The organism is Pseudomonas sp. K8 (assembly GCF_014889455.1).
Taxonomy (GTDB): Bacteria; Pseudomonadota; Gammaproteobacteria; order Pseudomonadales; family Pseudomonadaceae; genus Aquipseudomonas; species Aquipseudomonas veronii.
In genome coordinates, this window is sequence record NZ_VJWO01000032.1 from 61,254 (window position 1) to 76,831 (window position 15,578).

Consider the following 15,578-nt stretch of genomic DNA (forward strand, 5'->3'; position numbering starts at 1 on the left):
CGTTGTTCTCAGGTTTTTCGCGAGCAAGCTCGCTCCTACAGTTAAGTGAATTAAGCGAATTAAGCGAGTTGGGTGAGTTGGGCGCGTCAGCCGCGTCGATTGAGCAGGTTCACCACCAACCGATCAATCCACCCCCACACCCGCTGCTTCACCCGCCGCCACAACGGCCGCGACTTCCACGCCTCCAGGCTCACCGCCTGGCTCTGGGCAAAATCCCGTTCGAAACTGCCGGCCACGGCCAGCGTCAGCGCAGGGTCCAACGCTTCGAGGTTGGCTTCCAGGTTGAAGCGCAAATTCCAGTGGTCGAAGTTGCACGAGCCGATGCTGACCCAATCGTCCACCAAGACCATCTTCAGGTGCAGGAAGCACGGCTGGTATTCAAAGATCTGCACGCCCGAGCGCAGTAAACGCGGGTAATAACGGTGCCCGGCGTAGCGCACGGACGGGTGATCGGTACGCGGGCCGGTCAGCAGCAAACGCACGTCCACGCCGCGCCCCGCCGCCCGGCGCAAGGCCCGACGCACGCCCCAGGTGGGCAGGAAATACGGGGTCGCCAACCAGATGCGCCGGTGGCCGCTGCTCAGCGCGCGGATCAGCGAGTGCAGAATATCGCGGTGTTGGCGCGCGTCGGCATAGGCAACACGGCCGAGACCAGACCCGGTCGGCGGTACTTTGGGCAAGTGCGGCAAGCCGAAATGGGTGGCCGGTTTCCAGGCGCGGCGGTCGTCGTTGGCCAACCATTGCCGGTCGAACAGCGCTTGCCAGTCGAGCACCAGCGGGCCGTCGATCTGCACCATCACTTCATGCCAGTCGGCGCTGTCCTGCCCCGGTGTCCAGAACTCATCGGTGACGCCGGTACCGCCGACCACGGCGATGCCTTGATCGACCAGCAATAATTTGCGGTGGTCGCGGTACAGGTTGCCCATCCAGCGCCGCCATTCCAGGCGATTGTAAAAGCGCAGTTCCACACCGGCGTCGGTCAGGCGCTTACGCAACCTGAGGGCGAACGCCAGGCTGCCGTAATCATCGAACAGGCAGCGCACCCGCACGCCCCGCTCAGCCGCCTGCGCCAGCGCCTGCACCAAGACTTCGGCGCAGGCGCCGGCTTCCACCAGGTATAACTCCAGATCCACCTGACGCTCTGCCCGGGCAATGTCCACCAGCATTTGCGGGAAAAAACTCGGCCCGTCGATCAACAACTCGAAACGGTTGGCGCTGCGCCACGGGAACACTGCGCCGCTCATGTCAGCGCGCCGTAAAGATCAGTACCGCACCCACCGGCACCGCCAAACTGATCGACGCCAGCCCAGCCGCGTTGCGCAACGCCGTCACACCCGGCACCAGCTCAAAATCCTCGGCGCGCAACACCAGCGGTTCCAGGGTCACCACCTGGAAACGCCGATCATCCAGGCGCGTGGCCAACAGCTCGGCGTTGTAGGTGTGGGTCTTGCCATGCAGCGTGACGCTTAATGGCAGGCGCAACTCCAACTGCGCGCCGGGGGCCAGGTCGTTGATCGGTTGCAGGTTGATCTGCGTGCTGATTAGCGCTTCGGGGAAGGTCTTGATCTCGAACAGTTGATTGCGCATGCGCTCATCGCGCAGCGGGATGCCGCTGTTGACCGACTCCAACTCCACTTCCACCTGCGCCGCACCGTTGCGGTCGACCTTGCCGTGCAGCACCAGGAAGCGCTGCACCTCGGCAATCTCGGTGTTTTTGGTGGTGACGAACGACAGCCGCGAGGACTCGTTGTCCAGGTACCAGTCCGCGTGGGCAGGCACGGCGGCGGCGGCCAGCAGGGCGAAGGCCAGGGGTTTGATGACAGACGCGTTGAACATTAAAGACTCGTGGGGCGGAAAACCTGAACGAACCTTAACTGTGCCGCCTGCCGGGCGCAATGTAGCTGACAAAGCCGCCCCCACCGCGGAGATGACGTGTCAGGGGTTGAGGCGGCAGCCCTGATGTTCGCCCAACCATCTGGCCGTATGGGTACGCCCCAATCCACTGGCGCTGACTTCACTGCGCTCCGGGTCATCGGTGAACGCACTGATCGGCACGTACTGCTTCACATACCCCCGGCAGTACTCGGCGGGATTATTCTGCACATACCGGCACGAGCAGTACTCCTTGGCCGTATACGCCGCGATGATGTCGGGGAAGGCTTGCAGGTTGACGCGCTCGTGCCAGCCCCAGCCCAGCACGGCGAGCAACAGCAGCAGGAAAAGACTGGTAAACGGCCGACGACGGATCATGGCTGCACCGCCGCCAGCACGCGTTTGAGCAGTTCGTTGTGGCGGTAGCTGTCATCGCGGTCATCGCCGTAGCGCACGATCACCAGGTGTTCGTCGGGCATGACATACAGCGCCTGGCCCCAGTGGCCGAGGGCGGCGAAGGTGTCGGCGGGGGCGTCGGGCCAGGGTCTTGGGGCGCCCTGCACGGCGCGGTTGAGCCACCAATGGCCGCCGGGCATGGCTTCGTCCTGGCCGGCCTTGTAGTGATCGAACGGTTGCCGATTGAAATCGACCCAGGCTTTCGGCACCAACTGTTGCTCCCGCCAGCGACCGTCGCGCGCCATCAGCAGGCCGACGCGCGCCAGGTCGCGGGCGGTGAGGTAGGCGTAGGACGAGGCGACGAAGGTTTCATCGGCATCGGTTTCCCAAGTGGCGTTATGAATGCCCAGCGGCTTGAACAGCGCATCCCACGGGTAGCTCATGTAGGCCTTGTGGCCGAGCATGCCCTTGAGCGCGGCGGAGAGCAGGTTGCTGTCGCCGCTGGAATAACGGAAGGCCTCGCCCGGCGCGCGGGCGGTGTGCATGCCGGCGACGAACTCCGCCATGTCGGCGCGGCCGCGGGTGTAGAGCATCGCGACGACCGAGGATTTCAGCGGGGCATATTCGTAATCTTCCTGCCAATCGAGGCCCGAGGCCCAGTGCAGCAAGTCGGCCATCGTCACGCTTGGATGCTGTTTCATCGGCGGGTAGAAACGTGCGGCGGGGTCGCTCAGTTTGAAGCGGCTTTCGCCGTAGGCCACGCCCAGCACGGTGGCCATCAGGCTTTTGCTGACCGACCAGGTCAGGTGCGGCGTGCTCGCGGTGGTGGGCATGGCGTAGCGCTCGTAGATGACTTCGCCATCGCGGATCACCAGCAGCGCGTCGGTGCGGATGCCTTGGCGCGTGGCGTCGTCACGCCGGGGAAACGCGTAGGTATTCAGGGCATCGACAGCGGGACCTTCGATCGGCGTGCCCTTGGCCCAGTCTTTGTCAGGCCAGGTTTCGGCGCGGGTGGTGACGGTGGCTAACAACAGGGCAACGCACAACAAGCCTCTGACCATGGACACGAACTCAAGGGGGCATTCAAGCCCGCGAGCCTAGCCGAGGCCGATGACAGATTGGCGACATAAGTGCCTGTCATCTAAGCGTCACCGTAACTTCATGGAGATGACACCGAGCCTACATAGCCTGAGTTTGGACAAACAAGTCGACCGGCCGGAACGTGGCTGGCACTCGGAGATTCGCCATGACTCAGATCGCCCGCATCAGCGACACCGGCAATGAACGCCGTCTGCAAGCCGAACGCCTGATCGGCGCCCAGGCTTTGCAAGAAGCACAGGCCCTGCGGTTCAACGTGTTCAGCGGCGAGTTCAACGCCAAGCTGAAAGGCGCGGAGCTGGGCCTGGACATGGATGACTATGATGTTCACTGCAGCCACATCGGCGTGCGGGATTTGAACAGCGGTCGACTGGTGGCCACCACCCGTTTGCTCGATCACCAGGCCGCCAGCACCCTGGGCCGGTTCTACAGCGAAGAAGAATTCAGCCTGCATGGCCTGCTGCACTTGCAGGGCCCGATCCTGGAAATCGGCCGCACCTGCGTCGACCCGGCCTACCGCAACGGCGGCACCATCGCAGTGCTGTGGGGCGAGTTGGCCGAAGTGCTCAACGAGGGCTGCTACAGCTACCTGATGGGTTGCGCGAGCATCCCGATGCACGATGGCGGCATCCAGGCCCACGCGATCATGCAGCGCCTGCGCGAACGCTACCTGTGCAACGAACACCTGCGCGCCGAACCGAAAAAACCGCTGCCGGCGCTGGACCTGCCGTCCAACGTCATCGCGGAAATGCCGCCGCTGCTCAAGGCGTATATGCGCCTGGGCGCGAAGATCTGCGGCGAGCCGTGCTGGGATGAAGATTTCCAGGTAGCCGACGTGTTCATTCTGCTCAAGCGCGATGAGCTGTGCCCGCGTTATGCGCGCCACTTCAAGGCGGCCATGTGATGGGCCGCGTGCGCGTGTACGCGCGGATCGCCCGGGTACTGTTGGTGGTGGCGCTGGGCTTGAGCATGGCCAGTGTGTTCGGTGTGTTCGAGCGCCTGGGGGTGGCCAACTCGATGGTGCGCCGTCAGCGTTGGTCGCGATTCTTTATGTCGCGGCTGACCAACGCCCTGCCCTTTCGCGTGACAGTACACGGTGAATTGCCGCAGACACCGATGCTGTGGGTGAGCAATCACGTGTCCTGGACCGACATCCCGCTGCTGGGCATGGTCACGCCGATGTCGTTCTTGTCCAAGGCCGAAGTCCGCACCTGGCCGGTGGCCGGCTGGTTGGCGGCGAAGGCCGGCAGCCTGTTTATTCGCCGCGGCTCAGGCGACAGCCAACTGATCCGCAAACAGATGACCCGTCACCTGGAGCAGCAACACCCGCTGCTGATGTTCCCCGAAGGCACCACCACCGACGGGCGCAGCCTGCGTACCTTTCACGGGCGCCTGCTGGCCAGTGCGATCGAGGCGGATGTGTCGCTGCAACCGGTGGCGATCCGGTATCTGCGCGATGGGCAAGTGGACCCGCTGGCGCCGTTCATTGGCGATGACGATTTGCTCTCGCACCTGATGCGCCTGTTTGCCAACGACCAGGGCGATGTGGAAATCCATGTGCTCACGCCGATTGCCTGTGCCGGGCAGGAACGCGCGGCGCTGGCATTCCAGGCGCAGCAGGCGGTGCAGAAGGCGTTGTTCGGGCCGCTGCCGGAAACAGAACAGATTGCGGTTCGGCCGGCATTCGCCGCCTGAGGCGAGCACAGTCAACAATGTGGGAGGGGGCTTGCCCCCGATGGCGGTGTGTCAGTCAATGCATGTGCTGACTGAACCACCGCCATCGGGAGCAAGCTCCCTCCCACATTCAGATCTCAGTGGTCAGTTGGGTTTGGGCAAATTTTTGCAGCTCTGGATAGAACAGCCGGAAGTCTTCACTCAACGGTTCGTATAACGTGCGCAATTCCTGCATCGCATGGCCCAGTTCCTCAGGCTGCGTCAGGCGCCGCGAGATCCCCCGCAATACCTGCTCCATCACCGCGAACTCGCGGTATGAGCCCAGCCAATCATCCGCCGCCATGTACGGCGCAATCTGCGCCAGCCGCCCCGGCAACTGCGGTTCGGCCGCCAGCACGCGGTACACCTGGGAGGTGAAGTGTTCCAGGGGCTGCTCGGCATACAGCGCCCAATCCCGCGCCAGGCAGTGATCGAAAAACACATCGAGGACGATCCCGGCATAACGCCGGCGCGTCAGGCTAAAGCGCGACAACGCTTCGCCGACCTGCGGATGACTGTCGGTGAAACGGTCGATGGAACGATGCAACTGGATGGCCGCTTCGATCGGCGGGCTGAACTGGCCTTGCAGGCGACCTTTGACGAAGTCGCCATACAGGCTGCCCAGCAGTTGCGCAGGAAGTTGGCCGCCCAGGTGCAGATGTGCGAGATAATTCATGGTGTGCAGTCTATCACTGCCGTCAACGCATCGTTATAACCCGATATACCGATTCAGTCTGGCCTAAGACCGAAATCATATTGGAATATCGAGATATACCGATTTAAAGTTCGCCTCATCGCGATATAACGCTTTACGACACCGAGCAACCGCCATGTCCATCGACCTCGACGAAATAATAAAAGCCCTGGCGCACCCAGTACGGCGAGACATCCTCACTTGGCTGAAAGACCCGAAGGTGCAATTCCCCGAGCAACTGCACAACCACGAATACGGCATCTGCGCCGGGCAGATCGACCAGCGCTGCGGCTTGTCCCAGTCAACCGTGTCGGCCCACCTGGCGACCTTGCAACGGGCGGGATTGATCAGCAGCCAGAAGGCCGGGCAGTGGCACTTTTTCAAACGCAACGAGGAAACGATCCAAGCCTTCCTCACTGCGCTCATCACTGAGCTCAGTTCTGAAATCCGCGCACCACTGTAACAAGGACACGCACATGCCCCTCTCGCTCCTCATCCTCGCCCTGAGCGCCTTCGCCATCGGCACCACCGAGTTCGTCATCATGGGCTTGCTGCCCGATGTGGCGGCGGACTTGGGCGTGTCGATTCCCGGCGCTGGCTGGCTGGTGACCGGCTACGCCCTCGGCGTGGCCATCGGCGCGCCGTTCATGGCGCTGGCCACCGCCAGGCTGCCACGCAAGGCCGCGCTGGTCGCGTTGATGGGCATCTTCATTATCGGCAACCTGCTCTGCGCCCTGGCCAGCGACTACAACGTGCTGATGTTTGCCCGCGTGGTCACTGCGCTGTGCCACGGTGCGTTCTTCGGGATCGGTTCGGTGGTCGCCGCCAACCTGGTGCCGGCCAACAAGCGTGCGTCCGCCGTGGCCTTGATGTTCACCGGCCTGACCCTGGCCAACGTATTGGGCGTGCCCTTGGGTACGGCGCTGGGCCAGGAAGCCGGCTGGCGCTCGACCTTCTGGGCGGTGACCGTGATCGGCGTGATCGCGTTGATCGGCCTGATCCGCTTCCTGCCGGCCAAGCGCGATGAAGAAAAACTCGACATGCGCGCCGAACTGGCCGCCCTCAAGGGCGCCGGCATCTGGTTGTCGCTGACCATGACTGCGCTGTTCGCCGCGTCCATGTTCACCCTCTTCACGTATGTCGCGCCGCTGCTCGGCGACGTCACCGGCGTATCGCCCAAGGGCGTGACCTGGACCCTGCTGCTGATCGGCCTGGGCCTCACCGTGGGCAACATCATCGGCGGCAAGCTGGCGGACAAACGCCTGGCCGCCACCCTGATCGGCGTGTTCATCAGCATGGCGGTGGTCTCCACCGCGCTGACCTGGACCAGCATCGCGGTGATCCCGACCGAAATCACCTTGTTCCTGTGGGCCACCGCCTCGTTCGCCGCCGTGCCCGCGCTGCAGATCAACGTGGTGACCTTCGGCAAGGCCGCGCCGAACCTGGTGTCCACCTTGAACATCGGCGCCTTCAACATCGGCAATGCCCTCGGCGCCTGGGTCGGCGGCAGCGTGATTGCCCACGGTTTCGGCCTGACCAGCGTGCCCCTGGCCGCCGCGGCCCTGGCGATCCTCGCGCTGCTGGTGACCCTGATCACTTTCCGTCAGAGCGGCGATGCCGACCTGGCCCCTGCGACCAACTGATCAACTTAAAGAGAAGGGTGTTATCCCATGACGACTATTTTCGATCCGATCACACTGGGCGACCTGGAACTGTCGAACCGCATCATCATGGCGCCGCTGACCCGCTGCCGTGCCGACGCCGGTCGCGTGCCCAATGCGCTGATGGCCGAGTACTACGTACAACGCGCCTCCGCCGGGCTGATCCTCAGCGAAGCCACGTCCGTGACGCCGATGGGCGTGGGCTACCCGGACACCCCGGGCATCTGGTCCAACGATCAGGTACGTGGCTGGGCCAATGTGACCAAGGCCGTACATGCCGCGGGCGGCAAGATCTTCCTGCAACTGTGGCACGTCGGCCGGATCTCCCACCCTTCTTACCTGAACGGTGAAACCCCGGTGGCACCGAGTGCGATCCAGCCTAAAGGCCACGTCAGCCTGGTCCGCCCGCTGGCCGACTACCCAACGCCTCGCGCCCTGGAAACCGCTGAAATCGCCGACATCGTCGACGCCTACCGCACCGGTGCCGAGAACGCCAAGGCCGCCGGTTTCGACGGCGTGGAAATCCACGGCGCCAACGGCTACCTGCTCGACCAGTTCCTGCAAAGCAGCACCAACCATCGCACCGACAACTACGGCGGCTCCCTGGAAAACCGCGCGCGCCTGCTGCTGGAAGTGACCGACGCCGCCATCGAAGTCTGGGGCGCCGGCCGCGTGGGCGTCCACCTGGCACCGCGCGCCGATTCCCACGACATGGGTGACGACAACCTGGCCGAAACCTTCACCTACGTCGCCCGCGAACTGGGCAAACGCGGCATCGCCTTTATCTGCTCGCGTGAAAAAGAAGGCGCTGACAGCCTCGGCCCGCAATTGAAAGAAGCCTTTGGCGGCGTGTACATCGCCAACGAACGCTTTACCAAGGACAGTGCCAACGCCTGGCTGGCCTCGGGCAAGGCGGATGCGGTGGCCTTTGGCGTGCCGTTCATTGCCAACCCGGACCTGCCGGCACGCTTGAAAGCCGATGCGCCGCTGAACCAGGCGCACCCGGAAACCTTCTATGCCAAGGGCCCGGTCGGTTACATCGACTACCCGACGCTGGCGCTGTGATGCGTTGAAACGAAAAAGCCCCGGCTCGCAAGAACCGGGGCTTTTTTTCGCCGATCGGGAACACACCGCGGATCAAATGTGGGAGAGGGCTTGCCCCCTCCCACATTTGATCTCAGCGGTCCGGAGAAACATTCCTTCACAGCCTTGCAACAAAAACGCTACAAAATACTTAGGCGGCTATCTTTCAACCACTCGCCAGCCCGTATATAAAGTCATCCCACCAATAAGTCAGCAGGACGATTGCCCGCCCTTAGGCTTTACTGTTGAAACAATTGGATGCAATTACATATTTTGACTTAATTGCGCAGGCTAGGGCTCAAGCGCAGCATGTCCAGCCCTGCATCGGCCCAACGCTCAGCTTCCTGGTGCAGCTCAAAACTGTCCGGCACCAGCAGCCATTGGCCCAACAAGCCATTGATATAGGCATGAATGCATACCGCTGCGCGCGTGGTGTCGAGGTTTTCCGGGAGTTGCCCGCGATGCACCGCGTTACGCAAGGTCAGGCTGATACGCAGGTTGCACTCCAGGCTGTGGGTCTGGCGTTGGCGGCGCATGTCGCACATCTCATCGGTGAACTCGCACTTATGAAACAGGATTTCGTTGATGCGCCGGGTTTTCGGATCCAGGGCCACTTGATGAAAAAGATGAATCAGCAGCTTGCGCATACACCCCAGCGGGTCGACTTCATCCTCGCTTTCACTGGCCCTGGCCAGCTCGTCCAGGGGTTCGTGCAGGGTGTCGAGCAATGCCTGCAACAGGTCGGACTTATTGCTGAAGTGCCAATAGATGGCGCCTCGCGTTACCCCGGCCAGCGCGGCGATGTCCGCCAGTGTGGTCCGCGCTACACCCCGCTCATAAAAGGCCTGCTCAGCAGCGTCGAGAATCTGGCTGCGCGTTTCCTGAGCTTCCTCTTTGGTGCGACGGACCATGGCAATAAAACCTCAATCAAAACATGTGGGACTATCGGTAACGCTGCTTTAATAGGCGCTAACGAGCATCTGAATAATTGTGGGACGACACCGTCATGGGCGCCGAACGTACTAAAATCGAGGCTCGGGGCGATGCTGTGTCAACACTGCGCGAAGCCTGTCAAGAGTTTACAAACAACCATGAACGTAAGTATATTGCGTAGCAAGCTACTTATCTACTCACAGCTTGTTTTTTACCCTTCCACCCTTCTTGTGCGCAGTCTGCGCGCCTGACCCGAGGATCTTCATGCAACTTAAGCCAGCTGTTACCGCTCTGGTCACTGCCGTCGCCCTGGCATCGCTGCTCAGCGGATGCAAAAAGGAAGAGGCGGCTCCGCCCGCGCAAACTCCTCTGGTCGGCGTGGTCACCCTTCAACCGCAAGCCTTTACCCTGACGTCCGAGCTGCCAGGCCGCACCACCGCCTACCGCATCGCGGAAGTCCGTCCGCAGGTCAATGGCATCATCCTCAAGCGCCTGTTCAAGGAAGGCGGGGATGTGAAAGAAGGCCAGCAGCTTTATCAGATCGATCCGTCGGTCTATGACGCCACCCTGAAAAGCGCACAGGCCAGCCTGTCCCAGACCAAGTCGATCGCCGACCGCTACAAGCAGTTGGTCGACGAGCAGGCCGTCAGCCGCCAGGAATACGACACCGCCGTCGCCAACCGCATGACTTCCGAAGCAAACGTTCAAACCGCCCAAATCAACGTGCGCTACACCAAGGTGTTCGCGCCGATCTCCGGGCGTATCGGGCGTTCCTCGGTCACCGAAGGCGCGCTGGTCAGCAATGGCCAGACCGATGCCATGGCGGTGATCCAGCAACTGGACCCGATCTACGTCGACGTCACGCAGTCTTCGGCTGAAATGCTGAAGCTGCGCCGCGACCTGGAAAGCGGCCAACTGGAGAAAGCCGGCGCCAATGCCGCCAAGGTCAAGCTGACCCTGGAAGACGGCAGCAGCTATGGCCTGGACGGCAAACTGGAGTTCTCCGAAGTGTCGGTTGACCAGACCACCGGTTCGGTCACTCTGCGCGCCGTGTTCCCCAACCCTGACCACACCCTGCTGCCCGGCATGTTCGTACACGCCCAGTTACAAGCCGGTGTGAACAGCAAGGCGATCCTGGCACCGCAGCAAGGCGTGACCCGAGACCTCAAGGGTATCCCGACGGCGTTGGTGGTCAACGCGGACAACAAAGTTGAGCAGCGCGTGCTGGTCGCCAACCGCACCGCCGGCGCTTACTGGCTGGTGGAAAAAGGCTTGAACGCCGGTGACCGTGTGATCACCGAAGGCTTGCAGTACGTCAAGCCGGGCGTCCAGGTCAAGGTCAAGGACGCCGACAACGCCCAGCCTGCCGGTACCGCCGCTCCTGCTGCCGCTGCTGCTGGCAAAGGGGAGTAACCCATGTCGAAATTTTTTATCGACCGTCCCATTTTCGCCTGGGTGATTGCCCTGGTGATCATGCTGGTCGGGGCACTGTCGATCCTGAAGTTGCCCATCAACCAGTACCCGGCGATTGCGCCGACCGCCATTGATATCCAGGTGACCTACCCAGGTGCATCCGCACAAACCGTGCAGGACACCGTGGTGCAGGTGATCGAACAACAGCTCAACGGTATCGACAACCTGCGTTATGTGTCATCGGACAGTAACTCCGACGGCAGCATGACCATCACCGTGACGTTCAACCAGGGTACCAACCCGGACATCGCCCAGGTCCAGGTGCAGAACAAACTGAACCTGGCGACCCCGCTGCTGCCGCAAGAAGTGCAGCAGCAGGGTATCCGCGTGACCAAGTCGGTGAAGAACTTCCTGATGGTGATCGGTCTGGTGTCGGAAGACGGCAGCATGACCAAGGACGACCTGTCCAACTACATCGTGTCCAACATCCAGGACCCGATTTCCCGTACTGCGGGTGTAGGTGACTTCCAGGTATTCGGTTCGCAGTACGCCATGCGTATCTGGCTCGATCCGGCCAAGCTGAACAACTATCAGTTGACCCCGGTAGACGTCAGCACCGCGATCTCGGCACAGAACGTACAAGTGGCCACCGGCCAATTGGGCGGCCTGCCTGCCCTGCCCGGCACCCAATTGAACGCGACCATCATCGGTAAGACCCGCCTGCAGACCACTGAGCAGTTCGGCAATATCCTGATGAAGGTCAACACCGACGGTTCACAGGTTCGCTTGAAGGACGTCGCGCGTATCGAGCTGGGCGGCCAGACCTACAGCATCAGCGCGCAGTTCAACGGCAACCCGGCGTCCGGTATGGCGATCAAGCTGGCCTCCGGCGCCAACGCCCTGGACACCGCCAAGGCCATCCGTGCCACGGTCGCGTCCCTGGAACCGTTCTTCCCGCCAGGCATGAAGGCGGTGGTGCCGTATGACACCACTCCAGTGGTGACCGAATCGATTTCCGGTGTGGTACACACCCTGGTCGAGGCGATCGTGCTGGTGTTCCTGGTGATGTTCCTGTTCCTGCAGAACTTCCGCGCCACCATCATCACCACCATGACCGTACCGGTGGTATTGCTGGGTACCTTCGGGATCCTGGCCGCGTTCGGCTTCACCATCAACACCCTGACCATGTTCGGCATGATCCTGGCCATCGGCTTGCTGGTGGACGACGCCATCGTCGTGGTGGAAAACGTCGAGCGGGTGATGGCCGAGGAGCACCTGTCGCCGAAAGAGGCGACGGTCAAGTCCATGGGCCAGATCCAGGGCGCCCTGGTGGGTATTGCCCTGGTGCTGTCGGCGGTACTGTTGCCGATGGCATTCTTCGGCGGCTCCACCGGTGTGATCTACAAACAGTTCTCCATCACCATCGTTTCGGCCATGGCGTTGTCGGTACTGGTTGCGCTGATCTTCACCCCGGCCTTGTGCGCCACCATGCTCAAGCCGATCGACCCCGAGACGCACGGCCAACCCAAGCGTGGTTTCTTCGGCTGGTTCAACCGCACCTTCGACCGTAGCGTACTGAGCTACGAGCGCGGCGTGGGGAACATGATCAGGCACAAGATTCCGGCGTTCCTCGTTTACGTGCTGATCTTTGCCGGCATGATCTGGTTGTTCATGCGGATCCCGGCAGCGTTCCTGCCCGACGAAGACCAGGGCGTGATCTTTGCCCAGGTGCAGACGCCGGTCGGCTCAACGGCCGAGCGCACGCAGAAAGTCATCGACGACATGCGTATCTTCCTGCTCAACGACAAGGAAGGCGAACCCGGCGAAGGCAAGGGCGTGAAATCGGTCTTTACCGTGAACGGCTTCAACTTCGCGGGGCGTGGTCAAAGCTCGGGCCTGGCATTCGTGATGCTCAAACCGTGGGATGAGCGTGACGCGTCCACCTCGGTGTTCGAGATCGCCAAGCGCGCCCAAGGGTACTTCATGCGGACGTTCCAGGACGCCATGGTGTTTGCCATCGTGCCACCGTCTGTACTGGAGTTGGGTAACGCGACCGGTTTCGACGTGTTCCTGCAGGACCAGGGCGGCGTCGGCCATGACAAGTTGATGGCTGCGCGCAACCAGTTCCTGGGCATGGCCGCCCAGAGCAAGATCCTCGCCGGTGTGCGCCCCAACGGCGTGAACGATGAGCCGCAGTACGAGCTCACCGTCGACGACGAGAAGGCCAGTGCCCAGGGCATTACGCTGTCGAGCATCAACCAGACCCTGGCGATTGCCTTGGGTGGCAGCTACGTCAACGACTTCATCGACCGTGGTCGAGTGAAGAAGGTGTACGTGCAGGGTGAGGCCGCCAGCCGGATGTCCCCTGAAGACCTGAACAAATGGTTCGTGCGCAGCAGCTCCGGGAAGATGGTGCCGTTGTCGGCCATCGCTTCGGGCAAGTGGATCTTCGGTTCGCCGAAACTCTCGCGCTACAACGGTGTGGCGGCGATGGAAATCCTCGGTACCCCGGCACCGGGCTACAGTACCGGTGAAGCCATGGCCGAAGTCGAACGCATCGCCAAGCAACTGCCGGCGGGTGTCGGCTACGCCTGGACGGGCCTGTCGTATGAAGAACGCCTGTCCGGCTCCCAGGCACCTGCGCTGTACGCCCTGTCGCTGCTGGTGGTGTTCCTCTGCCTCGCGGCGCTGTACGAAAGCTGGTCGATCCCGATCGCGGTGGTACTCGTCGTGCCGCTGGGTGTGGTGGGTGCGTTGATCGCCACCAGCCTGCGTGGCTTGTCCAACGACGTGTTCTTCCAGGTGGGCTTGCTGGTGACGGTGGGCCTGGCGGCGAAGAACGCCATCCTGATCGTGGAATTCGCCAAAGAGCTTCACGAACAAGGCAAAGGCATTGTCGAGTCGGCGATCGAAGCGTCGCGCATGCGTCTGCGACCGATCATCATGACCTCCATGGCGTTCATCCTCGGCGTATTGCCGCTGGCGATCTCCTCGGGCGCCGGCTCAGGCAGCCAGCATGCAATCGGTACCGGCGTTATCGGCGGTATGATCACCGCCACGGTCCTGGCGATATTCTGGGTGCCCCTGTTCTTCGCAACCGTGTCCGCCATGGGCGAACGCAAAAAGACTGAACCCAAGCAAACTCCTAAAGAGGCTGGCCAATGAGCAAGTCGCTACTTTCCTTAGCCGTCACGGCATTCGTGCTCAGTGGCTGCTCGCTGATACCTGACTATCAGCGCCCCGAGGCGCCGGTGGCCGCGCAGTTCCCGCAGGGCCCGGCGTATTCGTCGGCCCAGGCTCCGAACCAGGCCGCCGCCGAACAGGGCTGGAAGCAGTTTTTCCATGACCCTGCCCTGCAACAGCTGATCCAGACCGCACTGGTGAACAACCGCGACCTGCGCGTCGCGGCCTTGAACATCGATGCCTACGCAGCGCAGTACAACATCCAGCGCGCCGACCTGTTCCCGGCCGTATCGGCCACTGGCAGCGGCAGCCGTCAGCGCGTACCGGCACGCTCGTCGCAAACCGGTAAAGCAGGCATCAGCAGTTCGTACTCGGCCACCCTGGGCATCAGCTCCTATGAGCTGGACCTGTTCGGCCGTGTCCGCAGCCTGAGCGAGGAAGCGCTGCAGAAATACTTCGCAACCGAAGAAGCGCGGCGCAGCACCCAGATCAGCCTGGTGGCCAGTGTGGCCAACGCCTACCTGACCTGGCAGGCCGACAAGGAATTGCTCAAGCTGACCCAGGAAACCCTGGGCGCATACGAGCAAAGCTACAAGCTGACCTCGCGCAGCAACGAAGTCGGCGTGGCCTCGGCCCTCGACCTGAGCCAAGCGCGCACCTCGGTGGAAAACGCCCGGGTGGCCCTGGCACGCTATACCCGCCAGGTGGCCCAGGACGAAAACAGCCTGACCCTGCTACTCGGCACCGGCCTGCCGGCGAATCTCGCCAGCAAGCCGCTGTCGGATAACCTGCTCAGCGAAGTACCGGCCGGGTTGCCATCGGACCTGTTGCAGCGTCGCCCCGACATCCAGCAGGCCGAGTACAACCTCAAGGCGGCCAACGCCAACATCGGCGCCGCCCGTGCGGCGTTCTTCCCGAGCATCAGCCTGACAGCCAACGCCGGGACCCTGAGCCCGGACCTGGGCGGTCTGTTCAAAGGCGGCTCGGGCACCTGGTCGTTCGCCCCGCAGATCAACATCCCGATCTTCAACGCCGGCAGCCTGCGCGCCAGCCTGGACTACTCGAAGATCCAGAAAGAGATCAACGTGGCGAACTACGAGAAGGCCATCCAGACCGGCTTCCAGGAAGTTTCCGACGGCCTCGCCGCGCGTGAGACCTACAAGGAGCAGTTGGAGGCCCAGCGTGGTTTCGTCGCCGCCAACCAGGATTACTACCGCCTGGCCGAGCGTCGCTACCGCATTGGTGTCGACAGCAACCTGACGTTCCTCGACGCCCAGCGCCAGCTGTTCAGTGCCCAGCAATCGCTGATCACCGACCGCCTCGCGCAGTTGACCAGCGAGGTCAACCTGTACAAGGCCCTCGGCGGTGGCTGGAATGAACAGGCGGCGAGTAACCAGCCGCTGAAAGAAGAAGCGCCAAAGATGAAGTTGTTCTGATAGTCGCGCTGTAAACCAAACCGCTTCCCTCACCGGAAGCGGTTTTTTTATACCTGAGCGGTACCCACCGCGCCCGGACAAGTTGCGTTCGATCAT

The 15,578-nt window shown here is 62.3% G+C and carries 14 protein-coding genes; 8 read left to right on the plus strand and 6 right to left on the minus strand.

All coding sequences use genetic code 11. The features are described 5' to 3' along the window. Positions 1-86: 86 nt before the first annotated feature. The 4 genes from INT12_RS20480 to INT12_RS20495 all read right to left on the minus strand — a co-directional run bounded on the left by INT12_RS20480 (position 87) and on the right by INT12_RS20495 (position 3,329). Positions 87-1,244 carry a phospholipase D-like domain-containing protein gene (locus INT12_RS20480; protein WP_046384410.1) on the minus strand — a complete coding sequence of 386 codons (1,158 nt, stop codon included), beginning with the start codon at positions 1,242-1,244 and terminating at the stop codon, positions 87-89. 1 nt (position 1,245) lies between these two features. Next, entirely contained in the window at positions 1,246-1,836 is a 591-nt protein-coding gene (locus tag INT12_RS20485; protein ID WP_017844844.1) for a YceI family protein, read from the minus strand. Between the two features lie 99 nt (positions 1,837-1,935). After that, positions 1,936-2,250: a hypothetical protein gene (locus INT12_RS20490; RefSeq protein WP_017844843.1), complete on the minus strand. Its 315-nt coding sequence runs from the start codon at positions 2,248-2,250 to the stop codon at positions 1,936-1,938. Further along, on the minus strand, positions 2,247-3,329 hold the full coding sequence (locus INT12_RS20495; RefSeq protein WP_017844842.1) for a serine hydrolase domain-containing protein: 1,083 nt from the start codon (positions 3,327-3,329) through the stop codon (positions 2,247-2,249). Before INT12_RS20495 ends, INT12_RS20490 begins: the two co-directional genes overlap by 4 nt. A 185-nt stretch (positions 3,330-3,514) precedes the next feature. On the opposite strand from INT12_RS20495, the gene olsB reads away from it, so the two are divergent. Then, complete coding sequence (gene olsB, locus INT12_RS20500; RefSeq protein WP_017844841.1) at positions 3,515-4,270, plus strand: L-ornithine N(alpha)-acyltransferase; 756 nt, start codon at positions 3,515-3,517, stop codon at positions 4,268-4,270. Next, complete coding sequence (locus INT12_RS20505; protein ID WP_046384413.1) at positions 4,270-5,061, plus strand: lysophospholipid acyltransferase family protein; 792 nt, start codon at positions 4,270-4,272, stop codon at positions 5,059-5,061. Before olsB ends, INT12_RS20505 begins: the two co-directional genes overlap by 1 nt. A 109-nt stretch (positions 5,062-5,170) precedes the next feature. On the opposite strand, the gene INT12_RS20510 is transcribed toward INT12_RS20505, so the two are convergent. Then, positions 5,171-5,755, minus strand: coding sequence for an ACP phosphodiesterase (locus INT12_RS20510; protein ID WP_193040696.1), 585 nt, complete (start codon positions 5,753-5,755; stop codon positions 5,171-5,173). A gap of 154 nt (positions 5,756-5,909) precedes the next feature. On the opposite strand from INT12_RS20510, the gene INT12_RS20515 reads away from it, so the two are divergent. From INT12_RS20515 to INT12_RS20525, 3 genes are read left to right on the plus strand one after another with little or no spacing between them, the layout of a single operon-like run. Beyond that, a complete protein-coding gene (locus INT12_RS20515; protein WP_017844838.1) occupies positions 5,910-6,236 on the plus strand; it encodes an ArsR/SmtB family transcription factor in 327 nt (108 codons plus the stop codon). A gap of 13 nt (positions 6,237-6,249) precedes the next feature. Then, positions 6,250-7,416, plus strand: a complete 1,167-nt coding sequence (locus INT12_RS20520; RefSeq protein ID WP_017844837.1) for an MFS transporter — start codon at positions 6,250-6,252, stop codon at positions 7,414-7,416. Positions 7,417-7,443: 27 nt separating this feature from the next. After that, complete coding sequence (locus INT12_RS20525; protein ID WP_017844836.1) at positions 7,444-8,499, plus strand: alkene reductase; 1,056 nt, start codon at positions 7,444-7,446, stop codon at positions 8,497-8,499. 296 nt (positions 8,500-8,795) lie between these two features. On the opposite strand, the gene INT12_RS20530 is transcribed toward INT12_RS20525, so the two are convergent. Continuing rightward, positions 8,796-9,428, minus strand: a complete 633-nt coding sequence (locus INT12_RS20530; RefSeq protein WP_017844835.1) for a TetR family transcriptional regulator — start codon at positions 9,426-9,428, stop codon at positions 8,796-8,798. Positions 9,429-9,714: 286 nt separating this feature from the next. On the opposite strand from INT12_RS20530, the gene INT12_RS20535 reads away from it, so the two are divergent. The 3 genes from INT12_RS20535 to adeC are packed head-to-tail and all read left to right on the plus strand — an operon-like array spanning position 9,715 to position 15,482. Then, the gene (locus INT12_RS20535; RefSeq protein ID WP_017844834.1) at positions 9,715-10,863 is read left to right on the plus strand and encodes an efflux RND transporter periplasmic adaptor subunit; all 1,149 of its coding nucleotides are present in this window, start codon (positions 9,715-9,717) and stop codon (positions 10,861-10,863) included. A gap of 3 nt (positions 10,864-10,866) precedes the next feature. Next, positions 10,867-14,028, plus strand: coding sequence for an efflux RND transporter permease subunit (locus INT12_RS20540; protein WP_017844833.1), 3,162 nt, complete (start codon positions 10,867-10,869; stop codon positions 14,026-14,028). Next, positions 14,025-15,482: an AdeC/AdeK/OprM family multidrug efflux complex outer membrane factor gene (adeC, locus tag INT12_RS20545; protein ID WP_193040695.1), complete on the plus strand. Its 1,458-nt coding sequence runs from the start codon at positions 14,025-14,027 to the stop codon at positions 15,480-15,482. The genes INT12_RS20540 and adeC overlap by 4 nt, the downstream gene beginning before the upstream one ends. The last annotated feature ends 96 nt before the right edge of the window (positions 15,483-15,578 follow it).